Origin of the sequence: Streptomyces sp. yr375 (genome assembly GCF_900110755.1) — a bacterium.
Taxonomy (GTDB): Bacteria; Actinomycetota; Actinomycetes; order Streptomycetales; family Streptomycetaceae; genus Streptomyces.
Genome location: NZ_FOFF01000045.1, coordinates 23500 through 49194 on the forward strand (window position 1 = coordinate 23500; position 25695 = coordinate 49194).

Sequence of the window (25695 nt, forward strand, 5' to 3'; positions counted from 1 at the left end):
TCACTTCCTCTCTCGGACGGTGGGGATGGTGACGGTGGTGTACGTGACCGGCAGTGCCGTCAGCCGGCGTTGGAGCGGGTTGGGCCGCCACTCGAGTTCCGCCGGTTCGACGGCGAGCCGCAGCTCGGGCAGCCGGCGGACGAGGGTGCCGATGGCCAGCTCGGTCTCCAGGCGGGCCAGGGGCGCGCCGAGGCAGAAGTGCGGCCCGTGGCCGAAGCCGAGGTGGCGGTGGGCGGGGCGGGTCAGGTCGAGCCGGTCGGGCTCCTCGTGCCGGTCGGGGTCGCGGCCCGCCGCGGAGAGGAACAGATACACGAGGTCACCGGCGGGCACGGTGCGCCCGCCCAGCGGTACGTCCTCGGCGGCCACCCGGACGATGGCCTGGCTGGGACTGTCGTAGCGGACGATCTCGTCGACGGCCGTGCGGATCAGCGCCGGTTCGGCGCGCAGCCGGGCCAGTTGGTCCGGGTGGCGCAGGAGCGCGAGGACGCCGTTGCCGATGAGGTTGGTCGTCGTCTCGTCGCCCGCGGTGATCAGCAGGAAGCACGTCGACAGCAGCTCGTGGTCGGTGAGCCGGTCGCCGCGCGCCTGCGCCGTGACGAGGGCGCTGATCAGGTCGTCGCCGGGTTCGGCGCGCCGCCGCGCGGCGAGCGCGGTCAGGTAGGCCTCGAACTCGTCGACGACCTTCTCGGCGCGCTCGATGTCCTCGTGGATCCGGCCGAGCCCGCGGAACCACTCCTTGACGCGGTCCCGGTCGGCCTCGGGGATCCCGAACAGTTCGCAGACCACGGTGTGCGGCAGCGGCGCGGCGACGGCGGTGAGCACGTCGGTCGGCGGCCCCGCGGTGAGGGCGTCGTCGACGAGCCGGTCCACGACCTGCTGGATCCGCTCCCGCAACTGCTCGACCCGGCGGGCGGTGAACGCCTTGTTGACGAGCCCCCGCAGCCGCGCGTGGTCCGGCGGGTCGGTGTTGCTCATGACCCGCCCGAGCCGCGCGGTGAGCCGGCTCAGGTCGCGCATCCGGCCGTCGCGGGCGACCAGCGCCCCGGTCATCCGCTCCCGGTCGTTCGACAACCGCAGGTCGCCGAGGGCCTGTTCGACGTCGGCGTGCCGGGTGACGTACCAGACGCCCTGCGGCGCCGGGTACACCGGACACTCGGCGCGCATCCGGGCATACGTCGGGTACGGGTCGCGGCGGAACGCGTCCGACTGAAGCGCCGCCGCGAAGTCCGCCACGCCGGTGGTGACGGTACTCACGACGTGGGGTCCGTCGCCGCCGCCATCGCGTCGACGAGGCTCTTGGGCCGCATGTCGGTCCAGTTGGCCTCGATGTACTCCAGGCAGGCCGCGCGGGTGTCCTCGGGGTGGGCGACGGTCCAGCCGTCGGGGACGTCGGCGAAGGCGGGCCAAAGGGAGTACTGCGCCTCGTCGTTGACGAGTACGAGGTAGGTGGCGTCCTGGTCCTCGAAGGGGTTGTTCACGACTGGTTCTCCTGCGTGGTCGGGTTGCTGTCGGATGGCTGACGGTCGGACAGATGACGGTCGGACAGTTGCCGCTGGATCTCGGTGATGCGGGCGGCGAGGAGCGGGCCGAGCTGCGCGAGGGAGCCCGGCTGGGTCATGCGGTCGTGGCGGGCGGTGATGTCGTACGAGTCGATGGACCCGGTGACGTAGGGGCGCCAGACGTCGGCGCCCGGGGAGTCCTGTTCGCGGTCGATGGTGGAGTTGAACAGGAGCATGTCCCCTTGGAACAGGGCGGGTCGGAACGTCAGCGCCAGGCTCGCGTTGTTGATCATGATGGCGACGACGGCCTCGATGTGCCGTTCGGTGAGCCCGGCCAGGGCGCTGCCGCGCCGCCGCAGCACCTCCACGACCTGCTCGTGGCTGAGCGGTTCCGGGCCCACTTCGGCGGGGTCGCAGTCGAGCATGCCGACCAGGACGTCGCGTTCGCTGGGCACGGGCGGTTCGTCGAAGGTGAGGTCGGCGACCGGGTAGGCGTCGAGGATCGCGAGGAGCTCGGTGCGCTGCCCCTGCCGCTGGAGTTCGGTGGCGACGGCGTGTGCGATGAGCCCGCCGGCCGACCAGCCGAGGAGCAAATAGGGGCCCTCCGGCTGGACCTTGCGGATCTGTTCGGCGTAGTCGGCGGCCATCTCCTCGTAGGAGGTGGGGCGGGGTTCGTCGCGGCCGAGGCTGCGGGCCTGGATCGCGTACACGGGGTGTTCGGGGGCGAGGTGGTTGAGCAGTCCGCTGTAGCACCAACTGATGCCGCCGCCCGGGTGGACGCAGAACAGCGGGGTGCCCGAGCCCTCCGGGCGCAGCGGCAGCAGGACGTCCAGGGAGTCGTCGGTGTCGCGCAGCGCGAGCCGTTCGGCGAGTCCGGCGACGGTCGGGGTCTGGAAGAGGGTGCGCAGTCCGAGTTCGGCGCCCAGGGTGTCGCGGATCCGGGCGACGAGGCGGGCGGCGAGCAGGGAGTGACCGCCGAGGTCGAAGAACCCGTCGTCGATGCCGACCCGGTCCCGGCCGAGCACCTCGGCGAACAGATCGCACAGCACCTGCTCGTGCGGGGTGCGCGGGCCGCGTCCGGTGCCGTCGCTGCCGGGGCCGTACTCGGGGGCGGGCAGGGCGGCCCGGTCGAGCTTGCCGTTGGCGGTCAGCGGAAGCGCGTCGAGGGTGACGAAGGCGGCGGGGAGGAGGTAGGCGGGCAGGTCGCGCCGGAGCAGCTCGGCGACGGCGTGCGGGTCGAAGTGACCAGTTCCGGCAGGGGTGTTGGCGTCGGCGGCGGGGACCACGTAGGCGACGAGGCGTTGGTCGCCGGGGCGGTCCTCGCGGGCGACGACGGCCGCCTGGGCGACGCCGGGGCAGCGGGCGAGGGCGGCCTCGACCTCGCCGGGTTCGACGCGGAAGCCCCGCAGCTTGACCTGGTCGTCGGCGCGGCCGGCGAATTCCAGGGTGCCGTCGTCGAGCCACCGGGCGAGGTCGCCGGAGCGGTACATGCGGGTGCCGGGCGGCCCGTAGGGGTCGGCGGTGAAGCGTTCGGCGGTGGCGGCGGGGCGGTCGGCGTAGCCGCGGGCGACACCCGTCCCGGCGATGTACAGCTCGCCCACCACACCGGTCGGGGCGGGCCGCAGCCGCTCGTCGAGGACGTACAGCCGCATGCCGGCCATGGGCCGTCCGAGGGGTACGGAACGGGTGGGGTCGGGCGGGGTGTCCATGCGGTGGTGGGCGGCGAAGGTGGTGGTCTCCGTCGGGCCGTAGCCGTTGACGACCCGCAGGCCCGGGCAGGCGTCCATGACGCGGGCGACGGCCGTCGCGGACACGACATCACCGCCGGTCCACACCTCGCGCACCCCGGCGAGCCCGGCGGGCTCCTCCTCGGCCACGACCCTGAACAGCCCGGCCGTCAACCACAGCCCGGTCACCCGCTGTTCGGCGACCGTGGCACACAACTCCCGTACGTCGAGACGCCCTTGCGGTGCGACGACGACACTGCCGCCGCCCAGCAGCGGCACCCACAGCTCGTAGGTGGACGCATCGAACGCGGCCGGCGCGTGCAGCAGCACCCGGGTGTGGGCGTCGTCGGTGCCCCAGCAGGGGGCGAGGGCGAGTCCGGCCACGTCGGCGTGGGTGACGGCGATGCCCTTGGGGCGGCCGGTGGAGCCGGAGGTGTACATCACGTACGCCAACTGGTCCGGACGGCAGTCGACTTGGGGTGCGTCGGTGCGCGGTTCGGCGGCCAGCAGGGCGGTGAGCACGTCCTCGGTGAGGACGAGGGCGGCGCCGGTCTCCCGGACGACGAGGTCGATGCGGGCGGGCGGGAACCCGGGGTCGAGCGGCACGTATCCACCGCCCGCCTTGACGACGCCGAGGATGGCGACGACCAGATCGGCCGAGCGTTCCATGAGCACGGCCACCGGTGTCTCGGCCCGCACCCCCTGGCCGACGAGCGCGTGGGCGAGGCGGTTGGCGCGGGCGTCGAGTTCGGCGTACGTGAGTGTGTCGTCGCCGGTCGCCACGGCCACCGCGTCGGGGGTGGCCCGGACCCGCTCGGCGAACAGTTCCGGCAGGGAGCGGCGGGCGGCGGCGGGTAGTACGGCCCCGGTGTCGTTGTGGCCGACCAGCAGCCGGTGGCGTTCGTCGTCCGCCAGCAGGTCGATGCCGCCGACGGGCTCCCCGGGCCGGGCCGCGACCGCCTCCAGCAGGCGGGTCCAGCGGGCGACGAGGGTGGCCACGGTGGGCGCGTCGAACAGGTCGGTGGCGTACTCGACCGCGCCGGTGAGGCCCTCGGGGGTGCCGTCGTCGGCGTACCGCTCGGTGAGGCTGAGGGTGAGGTCGCAGCGGGCGGTGCCGGTCGGCACGCCCACCGGCTCGACCGTGAGCCCGGCCAGCCCGAAGCCACCGCCGGAGCCTGCGCCGGGGGCGTTCTGCAGGGCCAGCATCACCTGGAAGAGGGGGTGGTGGGAGAGCGAGCGGGCCGGGTTGAGAACCTCCACGAGGTGCTCGAACGGCACGTCCTGGTGCGCGTAGGCGGCCAGGGCGTTCTCCCTTACCCGGCCGAGGAGTTCGGTGAAGGTCGGGTCGCCCGAGGTGTCCGTGCGCAGCACGAGCGTGTTGACGAAGAACCCGACGAGATCGTCCAGCGCCTGGTCGGTGCGCCCTGCCACCGGGCTGCCGACGGGGATGTCGGTGCCCGCGCCGAGGCGGCTCAGCAGCGCGGCGAGACCGGCTTGCAGGGCCATGAACATGCTGGCACCGTGCTCGGCCGTCAAGTCCCGCAAGGAGCGGTGGAGTCGGGCGTCGAGGTGGATCGGCAGCGTGCTGCCGCGCTGCGAGGCGACGGCCGGCCGCGGCCGGTCGGCCGGCACCGCGATCTGCGCGGGCAGTTCCGCCAAGGTCTGTGTCCAGTAGGCGAGTTGGGCGGCGAGCCGACTGTCCACGTCGGACGCGTCGCCGAGCAACTCCCGTTGCCAGAGGGCGTAGTCGACGTACTGCACGGGCAGGGCTGCCCAGTCGGGCGTCTCGCCCTCGCGCCGGGCTGCGTAGGCGCTCGCCAGGTCCCGGGACAGCGGACCCATCGACCAGCCGTCCCCGGCGATGTGGTGGACGGCGATCAACAGCACGTGATCGTCGGGCGTGAGCGCGAACAGCTCGGCGCGCAGGGGTGGTTCGACGGCGAGGTCGAAGCCGCGCCGTACGGCCCCGGCGAGCAGTTCCGGCAGCCGCGCCTCGTCCGCCTCGGTCACCGGCATCTCCGGACGTACGTCCAGGACGAGTTGGTGGGGTACGCCGTCGGCCTCCGGGAACACCGTCCGCAGACTCTCGTGCCGGGCGACGACGTCACCGAGCGCCAGCCGCAGCGCCGTCCGGTCGAGGGCACCGGTCAGCCGCAGCGCCAGCGGCATGACGTACGTGGCGGCGCTCGGCCCCTCCATCCGGTGCAGGAACCACAGCCGCCGCTGGGCGTACGACAGCGGCACCCGCTCCGGACGCTCCGCGCGGGCGGTCAGCGGCGTCCGCGCCTCCCCGGCCTCGTCGAGCCGGACGGCGAGCAGGGCCGGTGTGGGTGCCTCGAACAGGGCGCGGACGTCGAGTTCGGCGCCCAGGGCGGCCCGGACGCGGGAGACCAGCCGGGTGGCGAGCAGCGAGTGTCCGCCCAGGTCGAAGAAGCTGTCGTCGACGCCGACCCGGCCCACACCGAGCACCTCGGCGAAGAGGTGCACGAGCAGTTCCTCCTGCGGGGTGCGCGGCTCCCGGCTGCCCCGGCTCGCCATGTCGGCGGGGGCGGGCAGGGCGGCCCGGTCCAGCTTGCCGTTGGCGGTGAGCGGAAGCTCGTCGAGCACGACGAACAGGGACGGCACGAGGTGCTCGGGGAGCCGTACGCGCACGTAGTCCCGCAGGTCACGGACGAGCGAGCCCGAAGTCCGGTCGGCGGCCGGTGTGTTGGTGAACGTCCCGGTGTGGCGGGCCGGCCAGTACGCCTCGACGGGAGCGTCCGGGTCGTCCGCCCGCGCCGGGTCGACGAGCACGACGTCGACGGTGTCGGGGGCGTCCGGCGACCAGGTGACGTACGTCCGACGCCCCGTGGAAGCGCCCAGCGCGTGCCAGACCTCGGGGTCGACACCGGGGTCGGCATCGGGGTCGACGGTTCCGGGCGCGGTGGTGGCGTCGTCCCCGTGCACGGCCCGGTCGGCGGCGACCTCGCCGGTCAGCCGGGCGTTGGGCACGCCCGTGATCCGCAGGACCGGGGGGTCCTCCGCGGCCACGAGGTCGTGTACGTCGTCCGGCGTGGCCACGGCACGGCCCCAGGAGACCTCCGTGAAACCGTTCCACTGCCCGGTGGGCCGGGTGTGCAGGGTGACGTCGTAGCGGTGGCGGGTGAGTTCGTTGTGGTGCCGACCGCGCTTGACCTCGACGACGACCGCGCCGACCGCGTCGACCTGGCCCCGCAGCGCGGCGAAGAAGTCGGGATCGACGAGGAGTTCCTCCTCGGTGCGCAACGCCCGCTCGACGGCCCGGCGAACCTCCATGGAATCGGGTTCGGTGTCGTCGTTGCCGCGGTGCAACTGGACGGCGGTGGCCAGCGCCCGCTGCGACCGCAGGTTGCGCACATCGCCGATGAACAGCGCGCCGCCGGGCGCGAGGAGCGAGGTCAGCTTCCGGACGACGTCGAGCAAATACTCGGCGCTGGGGAAGTACTGGACGACCGAGTTGATCACGATGGTGTCGAACCCGCCGGGCAACTCGGATACGTCGTGCGCGGGTTGGGTGCGCAGCACGACCCGCGCCGCCAACTCCGGTTCCCGGCCGACCTGTTCACGGACGGCGTCGATGGCCGTTGCCGAGAAGTCGGTGGCCCAGTACGTCTCGCAGTCCGGCGCGACCCGGGCCAGCAGCAGCCCCGTGCCGACGCCGACCTCCAGGACCCGGCGCGGCTTCAGCGCCCGGATGCGGGCCACGGTGGCGTCCCGCCACTCCCGCATCTCCGCCTCGGGGATGGGACGGCCGTCGTAACTGCTGTTCCAGCCGGTGAAGTTCTCACCGAGGGCGGCCTGCGCGGCCCTGACCGGCAGGGCGTCGTAGATCTCCCGCCAGCCGGCGATGTGGTCCTGCTCGCGCTCCGGACTGGATGCCACCGCGGTGTCGGCGGCGGGGACGACATAGCCGACGAGCCGCTCATCGCGTACGGCCACGACGGCCCGCCCGACAGCCGGATGAGCGGTGAGCACGGTCTCGATCTCACCGGGCTCGACCCGGAACCCCCGCACCTTCACCTGCTCATCGGCACGACCGACGAACTCCAACTCACCGTCCACCCGCCACCGCACCACATCACCCGTGCGATACATCCGCCCACCAGGAGCCGCGCCGAACGGATCGGCGACGAACCGGCCGGCGGTCAGACCGGGCTGCCGCAGATAACCACGCGCAAGACCCGCACCCGACACATACAACTCACCGGGAACACCGGGCGACACAGGCTGCAACGCCGAATCCAGCACATACACACGCGCGTTGACGATCGCCCGCCCGATCGACGGAACCCCACCCGAGGACGCCGACAACGGCGCACTCATCGTCGCGCACACCGTCGTCTCCGTCGGACCATACGCATTGATCATCCGCCGCCCAGAAGCCCACCGCGCCACCAACTCCGGCGCACACGCCTCCCCCGCCACCACCAACGTCGACACCGACAACTCCTCCACCGCCGCCAACACCGACGGCGGCAACGTCACATGGGAGATGTCCGAAGTGAGGCCCGCCAAGGGGTTGTTCGGCGGCGGGAGGACGAGAGTCGCCCCGGTGAGCAGGGCCGTGTACAGCTCGGACACGGACGCGTCGAAGCTGGGCGAGGCGAACTGGAGCACCCGGCTCGTCGCGTCGATGGCGAACCGCTCGACCTGCGCGGCCACCAGATGCGCGATGCCCGCGTGACTGACGACGACACCCTTGGGCCGCCCGGTCGAACCGGAGGTGTAGATGACATAGGCGGGATGCCGTACGTCCACGGAGACCGCGGGATCGGTCACCGGGTGGTCGGCGACAAAGTCCAAGTCACGGACCACCACCGCCGGTTGGGCGTCGTCCAGCATGAACGCGATACGCGCCTCGGGGTAACCGGGGTCGACGGGCAGGTAGGCGGCCCCGGCCTTCATCGTCCCCAGGATCGCCACGACCAGGTCCACCGAGCGCGGCAGGACAAGGGCGACGACGTCCTCAGCCCCGACCCCACCACTGCCCATGACGGCGTGCGCGAACTGATTGGCACGCGCGTCGAGTTCGGCGTACGTCAGCTCGGTGTCGTCGTCGCCTGACACCACCAGGGCCACCGCGTCGGGCGTGGCCCGTACCTGCCGTGCGAAGGCGGTCGGCAGCGGAACCGGGTCGACGGGTACGGCGGTGCCGTCGGCGTCATGGGCGTCGTGGAGCAGGCGGTGGCGTTCGTCGGCGGAGAGGAGGTCGATGCGGGCGACAGGGCGGGCGGGGTCGGCGACGACGGCGTGCAGCAGCCGGGTCCAGCGGTCGACGAGGTCGGCGACCGTGGCCCGGTCGTACAGGTCGGTGGCGTACTCGACCGCGCCCGCGATGCCCGCCGGGGAGCCGTCGCCGGCGTGCCGCTCGTACAGGTTGAAGCCGAGGTCGAACTTGGCGGTGCCGGTGGGCACGGTCACCGGCGCCACCCGCAGGCCGGGCAGGTCGAACTCGCCCATCGGCGCGTTCTGAAGCGCGAACATCACCTGGAACAAGGGGTGTTGGGAAAGCGAGCGGGCCGGGTTCAGCTCCTCCACGAGGTTCTCGAACGGCAGGTCCTGGTGGGCGTAGGCACCCAGCGCGTTCTCCCGCACCCGGCGCACCAGCTCCTCGAACGAGGGGTCGCCGGAGGTGTCGGTGCGCAGCACGAGCGAGTTGACGAAGAACCCGACGAGGTCGTCGAGCGCCTGGTCGGTGCGGCCGGCGATGGGGCTGCCGACGGGGATGTCGGTGCCCGCGCCGAGACGGGTGAACAGGGCGGCGAGGGCGGCACGCAGCACCATGAACAGGCTCGCGCCCGAGCGGCGTGCGAGCCGGGCCAGTCCGGCGTGCAGCTCGGTGTCCAGCTCGACGAGCAGGTGCTCGCCCCGGTAGGAGGCGACGGCCGGGCGTGGCCGGTCGACGGGCAGCCGGAGTTGGTCCGGCAGGTCCGCCAACCGCTCCTTCCAGTAACCGAGTTGGGCGGCGAAGACGCTGTCTGGGGCGGTCGGGTCGCCGAGCAGTTCGCGCTGCCAGAGGGTGTAGTCGGCGTACTGGGCTGCCAGCGGCACCCATTCGGGCTTGTGGCCCGCGCTGCGGGCGGCGTACGCCTCGGCGAGGTCGCGGGAGAGGGGTCCGGTGGACCATCCGTCGCCGGCGATGTGGTGCATGACGAGCAGCAGGACGTGCTCATCGCCCGAGAGCGCGAACAGATGGGCGCGCAGGGGGACTTCGGTGGACAGGTCGAAGGGATGGCGGGCGGCTTCGGCGAGTTCCTGTGCCAACCGGGACTCGTCGGTGTGCGTGGCGCGCAGGCGCGGGCGGGCGGTGTCGGGGTCCAGCACGTTCTGGTACGGGGTGCCGTGGGCCTCGGGGAAGACCGTGCGGAGGGTCTCGTGCCGGGTGACGACGTCCGCGAGGGCCTCGGTCAGCGCCCGCTCGTCGAGCCGCCCGGACAGGCGCAGGGCGAGGGGGATGTTGTAGCTGGCACCGGGGCCGTCCATCTGCTGGAGGAACCACAGCCGGCGCTGCGCGAACGACAGGGGTGTCCGCTCGGGCCGGTCGGCCGCCGTCAGGGCGGGCCTGGCCCGGTCGGCACCGTCGAGCGCTGCGGCGAGTCCGGCCACGGTCGGCGTCTCGAACAGGGTGCGCAGGGCGAGTTCGGCCCCCAGCACGGCGCGGACGCGGGAGACGAACCGGGTGGCGAGCAGGGAGTGGCCGCCCAGGTCGAAGAAACTGTCGTCGAGGCCGACCCGTTCGACGCCCAGCACCTCGGCGAACAGCCCGGCCAGCAACTGTTCCCTCGGGGTGCGCGGCGCACGCCCGGCGGCGGTCTCGGACGCGAAGTCCGGGGTGGACAGAGCGGCCTTGTCGAGCTTGCCGTTGGGGGTCAGCGGCAGGGCGTCCAGCAGGACGACCGCGCTCGGCACCAGGTGTTCGGGGAGCCGGTCCCGCAGGAAGCCGAGCAGCACGGCCGGCTGCGGTTCGGCGTCCCGCTCGGCCACGGCATAGCCGACGAGCCGCTCCTGCCGCACGGCGACCACAGCATGCGCCACGGCGGGATGCGCGGCGAGCACGGTCTCGATCTCACCGGGCTCGACCCGGAACCCCCGCACCTTCACCTGCTCGTCAGCACGACCGACGAACTCCAACTCACCGTCCACCCGCCACCGCACCACGTCCCCTGTGCGATACATCCGCCCACCAGGGGCCGCACCGAAAGGATCGGCGACGAACCGGCCTGCGGTCAGGCCAGGCTGCCGCAGATACCCACGCGCAAGACCCGCACCCGACACATACAACTCACCCGGCACACCGGGCGGCACAGGCTGCAACACCGAATCCAGCACATACACACGCGCGTTGACGATCGCCCGCCCGATCGACGGAACCCCACCCGACACCGCCGACAACGGCGCACTCATCGTCGCGCACACCGTCGTCTCCGTCGGACCATACGCATTGATCATCCGCCGCCCAGAAGCCCACCGCGCCACCAACTCCGGCGCACACGCCTCCCCCGCCACCACCAACGTCGACACCGACAACTCCTCCACCGCCGCCAACACCGACGGCGGCAACGTCACATGAGAGATGTCCGACGTCAGGCCCGCCAGAGGAGCATCGGCCGGGGCCAGGACCAGGCACGCTCCGGTGAGCAGCGCGGCGCACAGGTCCCAGAACGAGGCGTCGAAGCTCGGTGAACTGAGCTGGAGCACCCGGCTGGAGTCGTCGAGGCCGAGCCGAGCCACCTGCGCCGCGACCAGGCTGGGCACGCCACCGTGGGTGACGACGACGCCCTTGGGCCGCCCGGTCGAACCGGAGGTGTAGATGACGTAGGCGGGATGCCGTCCGTCCACGGAGACTGCGGGATCGGTTGCCGGGTGGTCGGCGATGAAGTCCAAGTCATCGATGAACAGGGCCGGTTGAGCGTCCGCCAGCATGTGCGCGATACGCGCCTCGGGGTAACCGGGGTCTACGGGCAGATAGGCGGCTCCCGCCTTCATCGTCCCCAGGATCGCCACGACCAGCTCGACCGAACGCGGCAGAACGAGAGCGACGACATCCTCCGCACCCACACCACCACTCATGACGGCATGCGCGAACTGGTTGGCGCGCGCGTCGAGTTCGGCATACGTCAGCTCGGTGTCGCCGGACACGACGGCGACCGCGTCCGGGCGGCGGGCCGCCTGCTGCCGGAACAACTCGGGGAACGTGGCGTCCGGAACCTCGACGGCGTCGGCGACGGGCAGGAGTGTGTGCCGTTCGTCGGCGGTGAGGATGTCGAGGCGGCCGATCGGGCGGTCGGGTGCCGTGACGGCGGCGGTCAGCAGGCGCGTCCACCGGGCGAAGAGGGTGCGGACGGTGTCCTCGTCGAACAGGTCGGCGCTGTACTCGACGATGGCGTCGAGGCCGTCGGGCGTGCCGTCCGGGCGACGCCGTTCGGTGAGGGCGAAGGCCAGGTCGAGGCGGGCGGTGCCGGTGCGCACGGGCTGCGGGGAGGTCTCCAGGCCGTCTAGGGCGAAGTCGCCGTCGGGGGCGTTCTGGACGGCGAGCAGCGTCTGGAACAGCGGGTGGTGGGAGAGCGAGCGGGCCGGGTTCAGGGCCTCGACGAGGTGCTCGAAGGGGACGTCCTGGTGGGCGTAGGCGGCGAGGGCGGACTCCCGTACCCGGCCGAGGAGTTCGGTGAAGGTCGGGTCGCCGGAGGTGTCCGTGCGCAGCACGAGCGTGTTGACGAAGAACCCGACGAGATCGTCGAGGGCCTGGTCGGTACGACCGGCGAAGGGGCTGCCGACGGGGATGTCGGTGCCCGCGCCGAGACGGGTGTAGAGGGCGGCGAGACCGGCTTGGAGCACCATGAACAGGCTGGTGCCGGTGCGGCGGGCGAGGGCGGCCAGCGCGCCGTGGAGTTCGGCGTCGACGGACGTGGTGAACAGGCCGCCCCGGTGGGTGGAGTCGGCGGGGCGCGGCCGGTCGGTGGGCAGGTGGAGGAGGTCGGGCAGGCCCGTCAGGGTGTCTGTCCAGTGGGCGAGTTGGCGTGCGTAGGTGCTGTTCGCGTCGGACTCGTCGCCGAGGAGGTCGCGTTGCCAGAGGGTGTAGTCGGCGTACTGCACGGGGAGTTGGGCCCAGTCGGGCTGCTGTCCGGCGCGGCGGGCCGCGTAGGCGGTCGCCAGGTCCGTCGACAGGGGGCGCAGGGACCAGCCGTCGGCGGCGATGTGGTGCAGGGCGAGGAGGAGGACGTGTTCGTCTGCGGCGAGCGTGAACAGGTGGGCGCGCAGGGGGAGTTCGATGGCGAGGTCGAAGTCGTGGCGGGCAGCCGCGGTCAGGAGTGCGGGGAGGTCGGACTCGTCGGCCTCGGTGACCCTGAGGGGGATGCGGGCCTCGGCGGCGGGCAGGATCCGCTGGTGCGGTACGCCGTCCGTGTGCGGAAACACCGTGCGCAGCGTTTCGTGCCGGCCGACGACGTCGGTGAGGGCCTCGGCGAGGGCGGCCCGGTCGAGCGGTCCGCGCAGCCGTAGCGCGAGCGGCATGTGGTAGCCGGCGTTCGCGCCTTCCAGCCGGTGCAGGAACCACAGGCGGCGCTGGGCGAACGACAGTGGCAGCGGCGGCAGTTGCCCGGTGCGCGGGGCGGGGGTGAGGACCGGGCGGGCCACGGCGGCTTCGTCGAGGCGGGTGGCGAGTCCGGCCGGGGTGGGGGCCTCGAAGAGGTGGCGCAGGGGCAGTTCGACACCGAGGGTGGCGCGGATGCGGGACACCAGCCGGGTGGCCAGCAGGGAGTGGCCGCCCAGGTCGAAGAAGTCGTCGTCGAGACCGGCGCGTTCGAGACCCAGCACCTCGGCGAACAGGTCGCACAGGATCTGCTCCTGCGGGGTGCGCGGTGCCCGGCTGCTGCGGGTGTCCGGGGCGGGGTCGGGCAGGGCGGCCCGGTCGAGTTTGCCGTTCGGGGTGAGCGGGATGGCGTCCAGGGCGACCACGTGCGACGGAACCATGTAGTCGGGGAGGCGGTCGCGCAGGTGGTCCAGCAGTACGACGGGTACGACGCTCGCCCCGGCGGCCGGGACGACGTAGGCGACGAGCCGGTCCTCGCGGGGGACGACGACGGCCCGCGCGAGCGTCGGGTGGGCGGTGAGCGCGGCCTCGACCTCGCCGGGTTCGACGCGGAAGCCGCGTACCTTCACCTGGTGGTCGGCACGGCCGAGGAACTCCAGCTCGCCGTCCGTACGCCAGCGTGCGAGGTCGCCGGTGCGGTACATGCGGGCCCCGGCCGGCCCGTAGGGGTCGGCGACGAAGCGTTCGGCGGTCAGGGCGGGCCGGTTCTGGTACCCCCGGGCCAGGCAGGCCCCGGCGATGTACAGCTCGCCGGGCACGCCGGTCGGTACGGGGCGCAGCGCGGCGTCGAGGACGTACGCGCGGGTGTGGTCGACGGGGCGGCCGATGGGCACCGGCAGCGGGCAGTCGCCTAGGTCGGCGGGGAGGGTGTACCCGGTCACGACGTGGGTCTCCGCCGGGCCGTAGTGGTTGTGCAGGCGTCGGTCCGGGCGGCGGGCGTGGAAGCGGCGCAGCGCGTCACCGAGCCGCATCGCCTCGCCGGCCTGGGCGATGGTCCGCAGGTGCGGCAGGTCCCGGCCGTGTTCCTCGGCGGCCTCCGCGAGCGCCTCCAGCACCAGGGCCGGCGCGAACAGCTCCTCGACGCGGTGCGACTCCAGCCACCCGGCGAGGAGTTCGGCGCTGCGCCGTTGCTCCTCGGTGGGGATCACGAGCGTCTTGCCGTACAGCAGCGCGGACAGGGTCTCCTGCACCGACACGTCGAAGCTCACCGCGGTGAACTGCGCGGTCCGGGTGCCGGTGCCGCCGCCGACACCGCGGTGGTGCCAGTGCAGCAGGTTGGCGAGCGCGGCCGACGGCATCACGACGGCCTTGGGCCGTCCGGTGGAACCCGAGGTGTAGATGACGTACGCCGGATGACGGCCGTCGATCGCGACGTCAGGGTCGGTGTCGGGGTGACCGACGTGTGCGTCCACGGTGGCCGGGTCGTCCAGGACGAGGATCGGACGGGCGTCGTCCAGCATGAACGTGCGGCGCGAGGCCGGATACTCCGGGTCCACGGGCAGGTAGGCGGCGCCGGTCTTGAGGACCGCCAGGATCGCGACGACCAGTTCGGCCGAGCGGGGCAGGACGAGCGCGACGACCGTCTCCGGTCCGACGCCCCGCCCGATGAGCGCGTGCGCCAGCCGGTTCGCACGGGCGTTGAGCTGCGCATACGTGAGGACGGTGGCCTCGGTGACGACCGCGGGGGTGTCCGGGGTGGCCCGCACCTGGGCCTGGAACAGCTCGGGCAGGCTTACGGCAGCCGGTGCCGCCCCCTCTGCCACCCACCCGTCTGCCGTCGCCCCGTCCGGCGTCCCCCCGAGGAGCCGGTCGTGTTCGTCGTCGAGGAGGACGTCGAAGCGGCCGATGGGCCGGTCCGGGTGGGCGACCGCCTCGTGCAGCAGGCGCGTCCAGCGGGCGAGGAGCCGCTCGACCGTGGCGTCGTCGAACAGGTCGGTGGCGTACTCGACGTAGCCGTGCAGGCCGGCCGCTTCCCCGGTGCCGCGCTCCAGCAGGTGGAAGGACAGGTCGAACATGGCCGTGGCGTGGTGCACGGGCAGGATCTCGGCGTGCAGGCCCGGCAGGTCGAAGGTGCCGCGCGGCACGTTCTGCAGCGCGAGAAGTACTTGGAACAGCGGCTGGCGGGACAGCGACCGGGCCGGGTTGAGCGCCTCGACCAGGTGGTCGAAGGGCAGTTCCTGGTGGGCGTAGGCCCCGAGGGCCGACTCGCGTACGCGGCCCAGGAGTTCGGAGAAGCTCGGGTCTCCCGAGGTGTCCGTGCGCAGCACGAGCGTGTTGACGAAGAACCCGACGAGGTCGTCCAGAGCCTCGTCGGTACGCCCGGCGATGAGGCTGCCGACGGGGATGTCGTCTCCCGCGCCCAGTTTCTTCAGCAGCGCGGCGAGTGCGGCTTGGAGCACCATGAACAGGCTGGCACCGTGCTGCCGGGCCAGACCGAGGAGTCCGGCGTGCAGTTCGGCGTCGAGGGTGACGGGCAGATGCCGGCCCTGGAAGGACGGCGTCGCCGGGCGCGGCCGGTCGGTGGGCAACTGGATCTGCTCGGGAAGCCCGCTCAGCGTGCTCGTCCAGTGGGCGGCCTGCCGGGTGAACAGGCTGCCGGGGTCGGCCGGTTCGCCGAGCAGCGCACGCTGCCAGAGGGTGTAGTCGGCGTACTGCACCGGCAGCGGAGCCCAGTTGGGCCGCTGTCCCGCGCTGCGCGCCGCGTACGCGGTCGCCAGGTCCCTGGACAGCGGGCCCAGCGACCAGCCGTCGCCCGCGATGTGGTGCACGACGACGAGTAGGACGTGCCGGTTTGCCCCGGTGGTGAACAGCTCGGCGCGCAGGGGCGGTTCGGCGGCGAGGTCGAAGGTCCGCCGTACGGCACGGTCGAGCAGCGCGAGCAGCTCGGCCTCGTCGGCCTCGCCGGTCGCATCGATCTCGGTGAGGGGCAGGTCCGGGCGGGCCTGTTCGGCATCGGCGTTCAGGACGAGCTGGTAGGGCACTCCGTCGGCGGCCGTCGGGTAGAGGGTGCGCAGGATCTCGTGCCGGGCCACCACGTCGGCGAGGGCCTGGCCGAGGGCCTGACGGTCGAGGGGGCCGTTCAGCCGCCAGGCGAGCGGGATGTGGTAGGCGGCGCTGTTCCCGTCGAGTTGGTGCAGGAACCACAGGCGGTGCTGCGCGGACGACAGCGGCATCCGCTCCGGCCGCGAAACCGGCACCAGCGCGGGCCGCGCCTCACCGGCACCGCCCAGCCCTTCCGCGAGACCGGCCACGGTCGGCGTCTCGAAGAGGGCGCGCAGTTCGAGTTCGGCCCCCAGGGCGGCGCGGACGCGGGCGACGAGCCGGGTGGCGAGCAGGGAGTGACCGCCCAGGCCGAAGAAGTCGTCGTCCACGCCGACGCGTTCGACTCCGAGCACTTCCGCGAACAGTTCGGCGAGCACCTGCTCCTGCGGAGTACGCGGCGCGCGTCCGGCCGCGTCGGGCGTGAACTCCGGTTCGGGCAGGGCCTTCCGGTCCAGCTTGCCGTTGACGGTCAGCGGCAGCGCCTCCATCGCGACGAACGTCGCCGGGACCATGAACTCCGGCAGCCGGTCCCGCAGATACCCCCGCAGGACGTCCGGTTCGACGTCCCCCGCGCCGACCGGGACGACGTACGCGACGAGCCGGGTGTCGTCAGCACGGTCCTGCCGCGCCACCACGGCCACGTCACCGACGCCAGGATGGGTCGCCAACGCGGCCTCGATCTCGCCGAGTTCGATGCGGAAGCCGCGCACCTTGACCTGGTCGTCGGCGCGTCCAGCGTACTCCAGCGTGCCGTCGGCCCGCAGGCGCACCAGGTCACCCGTGCGGTACATACGGGTGCCGGCCGGTCCGTAGGGGTCGGCGACGAAGCGCTCGGCGGTCAGCGCGGGCCGGTTGAGATACCCACGGGCGAGCCCGGCCCCGGCGACGTACAACTCCCCCACCACACCTGCCGGTACGGGGCACAGCCATCGGTCGAGCACATACGTCCGCAGGTCCGGGATGCGCGAGCCGATCACGCTGGAGCCGTCGCCGTTGGCCGACCGGGCGTCGAGGGCGGTGTGGGTGACGTGGACGGTGGTCTCGGTGATGCCGTACATGTTCACCAGCACGGGAGCATCGTCCGCGTGCCGGGCGTACCAGTCGGACAGCCGGGCCGGTTCCAGTGCCTCACCGCCGAACACGACCGTGCGCAGGGCGAGTTCAGTACCCGGGTTCTCCCGGTCGGCCTGCATCAACTGGTAGAAAGCCGACGGCGTCTGGCTCAGGACCGTCACCCGCTCCGCCGCCAACAACCGCAGGAACGCCTCCGGCGACCGCGACGTCTCGAACGGCACCACCACCAACCGACCGCCGTGCAGCAGCGGGCCCCACAACTCCCACACCGAGAAGTCGAACGCGTAAGAGTGGAAGAGCGTCCACACGTCCTCCGGCCCGAACTCGAACCACGCCCGCGTCGCCGCGAACAACCGCACCACATTCCCGTGCGGAACCACCACACCCTTCGGACGCCCCGTCGAACCCGACGTATAGATCACGTAGGCCGGGTGCTGCGAACGCACCGACACGTCAGGATCGGTGTCAGTGTCGGTGTCGGTGTCGTTGTCGGGGAGGTCTTCCGTCTCCACCCCGCTCAGGTCGTCGATGACCAGCACCGGACGGGCGTCCTCAAGCATCAACTCTCGTCGGGCGGACGGGTAGTCGGGGTCGAGAGGCAGATAGGCGGCCCCCGCCTTCAGCACGCCCAGAACCGCTACGACCAACTCCGCCGAGCGCGGCAGCGCCAAGGCGACAATGTCCTCGGCACTTACCCCGCGCCGGATCAACGCATGCGCGACCCTGTTGGCCCGCCGGTTCAACTCCCTATACGACAAGGCCACTTCACCCGGCGCGACGACCGCCACCGCGTCCGGCGTCTCCCGCACCCGCGCCTCGAACAACCCCACCAGGCTGTCTTCCGCGGCGAACGACTCGGCGGTGGGCAGCGACCGTCGCCGTTCTGCCTCCGTCAGGACGTCGAACCGGCTGAGCCGACGGCCCGGTTCGGTGACCGCCGTGCGCAGCAGACGTACCCAGCGGTCGCACATGGCCTGGACCGTGTCGGCGTCGTACAGGTCACCCGCGTACTCGACGAAGCCGTCGATGCCCTGCGGGGCTCCGTCGTCCGTGTGCCGTTCGGACATGGAGAAGATCAGGTCGAGCTTGGACGTGGTGGTGGTGAGCTGGACGCTGCTGGTGGACAGGCCGGGCGGGGCGAAGTCGACGCCGGGGGCGTTCTGTAGGACGAGCATCACCTGGAAGAGCGGGTGATGGGCCAGAGAGCGCGCCGGGTTGAGGGCCTCGACGAGGTACTCGAAGGGCAGGTCCTGGTGGGCGTAGGCGGCCAGGGCCACGTCCCGTACGCGGCCGAGGAGTTCGGTGAAGGTCGGGTCGCCCGAGGTGTCGCTGCGGAAGACGAGGGTGTTGACGAAGTAGCCGATCAGGTCGTCGAGGGCCTGGTCGGTGCGGCCGGCGATGAGGCTGCCGACCGGGATGTCGTCCCCGGCCCCGAGCTTGTTCAGCAGCGCGGCGAGTCCGGCCTGGAGCACCATGAACAGACTGGTGCCCTGCTCGCGGGCCAACTCCCGCAGGTTCTCGTGCAGTTCGGCGTCCAGCCGGACCCGGACGAAGCCTCCCTCGTGGGAGGCGACGGCCGGGCGGGGCCGGTCGGTGGGGAGTTGGATCTGCTCGGGAAGTCCGCGCAGCGTGCTCGTCCAGTGGGCGGCCTGGCGGGCGAACAGGCTGTCGGGATCGGTGGCGTCGCCCAGCAGTTGGTGCTGCCAGAGGGTGTAGTCGGCGTACTGCACGGGCAGCGGCGACCAGTCGGGCTCCGCGCCCCGGCAGCGGGCGGCGTAGGCGTCGGCGAGGTTGTGCGCCAGCGGTCCGAGGGACCAGCCGTCGCCCGCGATGTGGTGGATGACCAGCAGCAGCACGTGCTCGTCCGGGCCGAGCGCGAACAGCTCGGCGTACAGGGACAGATCGACGGCCAGGTCGAAGGGGCGGCGCAGTGCCTCCGCCAGCACGGCGTCGAGGTCCGCCTCGGTGGTCTCCAGCTCCGTCAGCCGCAGCCGGTCCTGCGCCGCGGACTGCGTGAGGATCCTCTGATACGGGGTGCCGTCGATCTGCGGGTACAGCGTGCGCAGGCTCTCGTGGCGGCCCAGGACGTCGGCGAGTGCCTGTTCCAGGGCGGGCCGGTCGAGCGAACCGGTGAGCCGCCAGGCGAGCGGAATGTTGTAGTTGGCGGTCGCGCCCTCCAACTGGTGCAGGAACCACAGGCGGCGCTGGGCGAACGACAGCGGGACCAGTTCGGGCCGCTCCGCGTACGGGGTGAGGGCGAGCCGGGCCTGTCCGGCACCCGCCAGGCTCGCGGCCAGCCCGGCCGGCGTCGGGGCCTCGAACAGGGTGCGCAGCTCCAACTCCACGCCCAGGGTGGCCCGGACGCGGGCGACCAGCCGGGTGGCGAGCAGGGAGTGACCGCCAAGGTCGAAGAAGCCGTCGTCCACACCGGTCTCGGCGACTCCGAGGATCTCGGCGAACAGCTCGCACAGGATCTGCTCCTGCGGGGTGCGCGGTGCCCGGCCCGCGCCCAGACCGCCGCCGAACTGCGGTTCGGGCAGTGCCCGCCGGTCCAGTTTGCCGTTGACGGTGAGCGGCAGCGCCTCCAGCGCGACGAACGCGGCCGGGATCATGTACTCCGGGAGGCGTTCACGGAGGTGCTCGCGGAGCGTGGCGGGGTGCGCCGTGCCGCCGGGTGCGGGGACGACGTAGGCGACGAGCCGGGTGTCGTCGGCACGGTCCTGGCGGGCCACGACGGTCACGTCGCCCACCTCGGGATGGGCCGCCAACGCGGCCTCGATCTCGCCGAGTTCGATGCGGAAGCCGCGCACCTTGACCTGGTCGTCGGCGCGTCCGACGAACTCCAGCACGCCACGGGCGGTGCGGCGCACGACGTCACCGGAGCGGTACATCCGCGTGCCGGCAGGTCCGTAGGGGTCGGCGACGAAGCGGGAGGCGGACAGCGCGGGCCGGTTGAGATACCCACGGGCGAGCCCTGCCCCGGCGACGTACAACTCCCCTGCCACGCCCGGCGGTACGGGACGCAGGTGGTCGTCGAGCACGTGGACGAGCAGGTCGGGGATCGCCGCCCCGATCACACTCGCGGTGCCTGCGACGGCACTGTCCCGGGTGAGGGCGGTGTGGGTGACATGGACGGTGGTCTCGGTGATGCCGTACATGTTGACCAGTACGGGAGCATCGTCCGCGTGCCGGGCGTACCAGTCGGACAGCCGGGCCGGTTCCAGTGCCTCACCGCCGAACACGACCGTGCGCAAGGCGAGTTCAGTACCCGGGTTCTCCCGGTCGGCCTGCATCAACTGATAGAAGGCCGACGGCGTCTGGTTCAGAACCGTCACCCGCTCCTCCGCCAGCAGCCGCAGGAACGCCTCCGGCGACCGCGACGTCTCGAACGGCACCACCACCAACCGACCGCCGTGCAGCAGCGGACCCCACAACTCCCACACCGAGAAGTCGAACGCATAGGAGTGGAAGAGCGTCCACACGTCGTCCGGGCCGAACTCGAACCACTCCCGCGTCGCCGCGAACAACCGCGCCACATTCCCGTGCGGAACCACCACACCCTTCGGACGCCCCGTCGAACCCGACGTATAGATCACGTAGGCCGGGTCCTGGGAGTCCAGCGCCACGACGGGGTCGGTGTCCGGCAAGCCCTCCGACTCCATTGCCGCCAAGTCGTCCAGGACCAGCACTGGTTGGGCGTCCTCAAGCATGAACTCGCGCCGCGCCGCCGGATAGTCCGGATCCACCGGCAGATAGGCGGCCCCTGCCTTCAGCACACCCAGAACCGCGACCACCAACTCCGCCGAACGCGGCAACGCCAGAGCGACGACGTCCTCGACGCTGACCCCACGCCCGATCAGCGCATGAGCGACCCTGTTGGCCCGCTGGTTCAACTCCCCATAGGAGAGGGACACTTCGCCCGGGGCGACGACCGCCACCGCGTCCGGTGTCTCCCGCACCCGCGCCTCGAACAACCCCACCAGGCTGCCACCGCCGTCCACGACGGACGGCGCTTCGATGCTGCTGGGCGCGGGCAGCAGCAGTTCGCGTTCCGCGTCCGTCAGGACGTCGAACCGGCTGAGGCGTTGGGCCGGTTGGGCGGTCAGCGTGTTCAGCAGGTGTGCCCAGCGGGCGGTGATCGTCTCGACTGTCTCCCGGTCGAACAGGTCGGTGCTGTACTCCACTGTGCCGACGAGGCCGGCCGGGGTGCCGTCGGGGTGGGTGCGTTCGGCCAGGTTGAAGGTGAGGTCGCACTTGGCGGTGCGGGTGGAGACCAGGCTCGTCCGCACGTGCAGGCCGGGCAGGTCGAACTCGCCGAGCGGACCGTTCTGCAGGGCCAGCATCGTCTGGAACAGCGGGTGGTGGGCCAGGGAACGCGTCGGGTTGAGCTCCTCCACCAGGTGCTCGAACGGCAGGTCCTGGTGGGCGTAGGCGGCCAGGGCATTGCGGCGGACCCGGTCGAGGAGCTCGGTGAAGGTGGGGTCGCCGGAGAGGTCGGTGCGCAGGACGAGCGTGTTGACGAAGAAGCCGACCAGGTCGTCGGCGGCCTCGTCGGTGCGGCCGGCGACGGGCGCGCCGAGCGGAATGTCGGTGCCCGCACCGAGCTTGCCGAGCAGAGCGGAAAGGCCTGCCTGGAGGACCATGAACAGGGTCGCGCCGTGGGCGCCGGCGAGTTCCCGGAGCCTGCGGTGGAGTTCGGCGTCCAGGCTCAGGGGCAGTTGCTCGCCACGGTAGGTCGTCGCGGCCGGGCGGGGCCGGTCGAAGGGCAGCTCTAGCCGCTCGGGCAGGTCGGCCAAGTTGGCGGACCAGAAAGCGAGTTGGCGGGCCGAGAGGCTGTCGGGGTCGGTGGCGTCGCCGAGGAGGTCGCGCTGCCAGAGGGTGTAGTCGGCGTACTGCACGGGCAGCGGAGCCCAGTCGGGCTGCTCGCCCCGGCAGCGGGCCGCGTAGGCGCGGGTGACGTCGTCGGCCAGGGCGGACAGGGACCAGCCGTCGCCGACGATGTGGTGGACGACGAGGAGGAGCACATGCTCGTCGGGTGCGAGCGCGAACAGCTCGGTGTGGACGGGCGGTTCGGACGCCAGGTCGAAGGGGCGGCGCGCGGCGGCGGTGAGCAGGTCGGGGAGGTCGGCCTCGGTGACGGGGGTGACGGTCGGGCGGGGCGCGGCCCGGTCGACGTCCAGGACGCGCTGGCAGGGCACCCCGCGTTCGTCGGGGAAGACGGTGCGCAGGCTCTCGTGCCGGGCGACGACATCGCGCAGGGCCGCTGCGAGGGCGGCCCGGTCGAGACTGCCGGACAGGCGCAGGGCGAGCGGGATGTGGTAGGTGACGCCGGTGCCTTCGATGCGCTGGAGGAACCACAGGCGGCGCTGCGCGGAGGACAGCGGCACGGCGTCCGGCCGCTCGTAGGGGCGCAGCGCGGGGCGGGTGGGACCGGTGGTGGCCGTGCTGTCCCTGGTGTCCAGGACGGAGTCGAGGGACGCGGGGGTCGGGGCGTCGAAGAGGTCGCCGAGCCGCAGATCGGTGTCGAGGGCGGTGCGGATCCGCGCCAACAGGCGCATGGCGAGCAGCGAGTGGCCGCCGAGGGCGAAGAAGTCGTCGTCGACGCCGACGTGCGGGACGCCGAGGACGTCGGCGAACAGTCCGCACAGCAGTTCCTCGCGGGCGGTGCGCGGGGCGCGGCTCTCCCGGGTGTCCGGGGCGGCGGGGGCGGGCAGGGCCTGCCGGTCGAGCTTTCCGGTGGGGGTCAGCGGCAGCGCGTCGAGCGTGACGAACGCGGCCGGGACCATGTGGTCGGGGAGGCGTTCGCGCAGGTGGGCGCGGAGTTCGTCCGGGTGCGGCGGGGTACTGCCGGGCTCGCCGACGACGTACGCGACCAGCCGAGAGGTGTCACCGTCCTGGCGGGCCACGACCGACGTGTGGGCCACGGCCGGGTGGGCGCTCAACTGCGCCTCGATCTCGGCGGGTTCGACGCGGAAGCCGCGGACCTTGACCTGGTCGTCGGCGCGGCCCAGATATTCGAGCACGCCCTGCGAGGTGCGCCGGACGAGGTCGCCGGTGCGGTACATGCGGGTGCCGGGCGGGCCGTAGGGGTCGGGGACGAAACGCTCGCCGGTGAGTCCGGGCCGGTTCAGGTAGCCCCGGGCCAGGCCGGCGCCCGCGATGTACAGCTCGCCGGACGCTCCGTCGGGGACGGGTTGCAGGGCGCTGTCGAGGACGTGGGCGCGGCAACCGGTCACCGGGGTTCCGATCGCGGGCCGGGCGGTGGTGTCGAGGGACGCGGTGACGGCGTCGACGGTGCATTCGGTGGGGCCGTAGAAGTTGTGGACGCGGACGCCGTCGGCGGCGCGCAACTCCTGCCAGAGGCTGTCCGGTACGGCCTCGCCGCCGGCGACGATCACGGACGGCCGCCACCGCGCCCCGCCTTCCCGCTCCCCGTCCAGGAGGCCGTGGTCGAGAAGGACCCGTAGGTACGACGGGGTGGCGTTGACGAAGTCGAGGCGGTGGCGGGTGAGTTGGGCGAGGAAGGCCTGCGGGTCGGCCCAGGTGTCGCGGTCGAGGACGTGCAGTTCGTGCCCGGCGAACAGGCAGCCGAGCTGGTCCCAGGAGGCGTCGAAGGAGAGGGAGGTGGTCAGCGCCACCCGCATCCGGTCGGCCACGAAGCCGTCCGAGGAATCGTCCAAGAACGGGTACAGCGCGCCGAGTTGGTGGAGTACCAGGTTGGTCACCGCCGCGTGGGTGGCCATGACGCCCTTGGGGCGTCCGGTGGAGCCCGAGGTGTGGATGACGTAGGCGGGGTGACGCGGGTCGCGGGCACCGTGCGGGGCGGTGCGCGGTGCGGCGGTGAGGCGCGCGGCCGTGTCGGGGGCGTCCAGGACGACGACGTCGGCGGTCGCGTGGTGCGGCAGCCGCGGCCGGGTGTCGCCGTCGGTCACCAGGACGGTCGGGCGGGTGTCGTCGAGGAGGTCGGCGAGGCGGGCGGCGGGATGGTCCGGGTCGAGGGGGACGTAGGCCGCGCCGGTCTTCAGGACCGCCAGGACGGCCGCGACCAGCTCGGCGGAGCGGGGCAGCGCGAGCGCGACCAGGCGCTCCGGACCGGCGCCGTGCGCGGTGAGGAGGTGGGCCAACCGGTTGGCGCGGGCGTCGAGTTCGGCGTAGGTGAGGGTCGCGTCGGAGGCCACGACGGCGACGGCGTCCGGCGTCCGGCCGACCTGCTGCTCGAAGAGGTCGGCGAGGTGGGCGGGTGCCGCCGGGTTGGACGACGGTGCCGACGCTGGCATCGGCAACTGGAGGCGACCGACGGGGCGTTCGTCGTCGGTCGTGTCGGCGAGGCTTACCAGGAGGCTGGTCAGGCCGTGTTGGTGGGCGCGGCGTTCGTCGTCGTCCCAGGCGTCGGCGGCGGCCTGGAGTTTGAGGTGCGGGCCGGTGCCGTCGTGGCGGTCCAGCGCCCATACGGCGAGTTCGGTGGCGGGGCCCTCGGCGAGGCTGTGCGCGGTCGCCGTCAGGCCCGCGAAGCTGAGGTCGCTGTCGAAGGACATGATGTTGACGACCGCGGCGTAGGCCGAGCCCGGGTCGCCGGGCAGGCCCAGGTCGCGGTGCATGTCCTCGCCGCGGTAGCGCTGGTGCCGTACCGCGGCCCGGACCTCGGCGTCGACCTGCCCGAGCAGCGCGGACCAGGACATGCCGGGCCGTACGGTCAGCCGCAGCGGCACCATGTTGGACACCACGCCCGGGGTCGCCCCGAGGACCGGGTCGCCGTGGTCGCGGCCGGTGACGGGGAGGCCGAGGAGGACGTCGTACGCGCCGGTGCGGCGGTGCACGTACAGGGCGGTGGCCGCGATCAGGACGCGCGACCAGCGCACTCCGGCGCGCGCGGCCAGCGTGTTCAGGGCGTGGCGGACGGGCCCGTCGGGCAGCGGGGTGTGCCTCGGGCCTGCGGTGAGGCGGCCTGCGGAGCGGCCGATGCGGACGGGCTCGGGGAGCGCGGTGAGGCGCTCGTCCCAGTACGCGCGGTCGGCGGTGAAGCGGTCGGAGGCACGGTAGCCGGCGTCGCTGTCCACGACGGCGCGCAGCGGCGGGAACGGGGTCGGCTCCGGCGTACGTCCCTCGGCGAGCGCGGTGTGGACGGCCGCGACCCGGCGGGCGATCAGGGCGTATCCGAGGCCGTCGGAGAGGAGGTGGTGGTAGCTGTGGTACCAGAGGTGGTGGTCGTCCGACAGCTTGATCAGGGCCTGGCTGAAGAGGCGGTCGCGGGTGAGGTCGAGGGGGCGCAGGCGGTCGGCGGCCATCCATTCCAGGGCGGCGGCGCGCGGGTCGTCGTGCGTGCTCAGGTCGAGGTGGCGGGGGCTCCAGTCCCCGGGCTCGCCCCGCATGATCTGCCGTGGTCCGTCGTCGTCGCCGGCACCATGGGTGAAGGTGACGTGCAGGGCCTCGTTCTCGGCGACGACCTGGCGCAGTGCGGTGGTGAACAGGTCGGTGTCGACGGGGCCGGGGAGGTCCACGTACTCACCGATGCGGTAGGTGGGGATCACCCCGTCCGTGCGCTGTTCGGCGAGCCAGAGTTCGCGCTGAGCCGCCGTCAGGGGCAGGGCGACGTCATCGCGAGCAGACATGGGGGTACCTCCAGAGGTGCTGTGTGGAGCCGGGGCCGCCGGGAGCGAGTCGCGGGGACGGGAAGACGGCCACCTGGCCGCCCGGGGACGCGGGCGCGGGCGCAGGCGCGGGTGCAGACGCGGGTGCAGACGCGCGG

General features: G+C 72.6%; 3 protein-coding genes. All 3 read right to left on the reverse strand.

What is annotated here, in order from left to right:
- The 3 genes from BMZ82_RS31340 to BMZ82_RS31350 are packed head-to-tail and all read right to left on the reverse strand — an operon-like array spanning window position 1 to window position 25558.
- Entirely contained in the window at window positions 1–1254 is a 1254-nt protein-coding gene (locus BMZ82_RS31340; protein WP_256252214.1) for a cytochrome P450 family protein, read from the reverse strand.
- Complete coding sequence (locus tag BMZ82_RS31345; protein WP_093780786.1) at window positions 1251–1478, reverse strand: MbtH family protein; 228 nt, start codon at window positions 1476–1478, stop codon at window positions 1251–1253. Before BMZ82_RS31345 ends, BMZ82_RS31340 begins: the two co-directional genes overlap by 4 nt.
- The gene (locus BMZ82_RS31350; protein WP_093780787.1) at window positions 1475–25558 is read right to left on the reverse strand and encodes a non-ribosomal peptide synthetase; all 24084 of its coding nucleotides are present in this window, start codon (window positions 25556–25558) and stop codon (window positions 1475–1477) included. Before BMZ82_RS31350 ends, BMZ82_RS31345 begins: the two co-directional genes overlap by 4 nt.
- Window positions 25559–25695 lie beyond the last annotated feature (137 nt).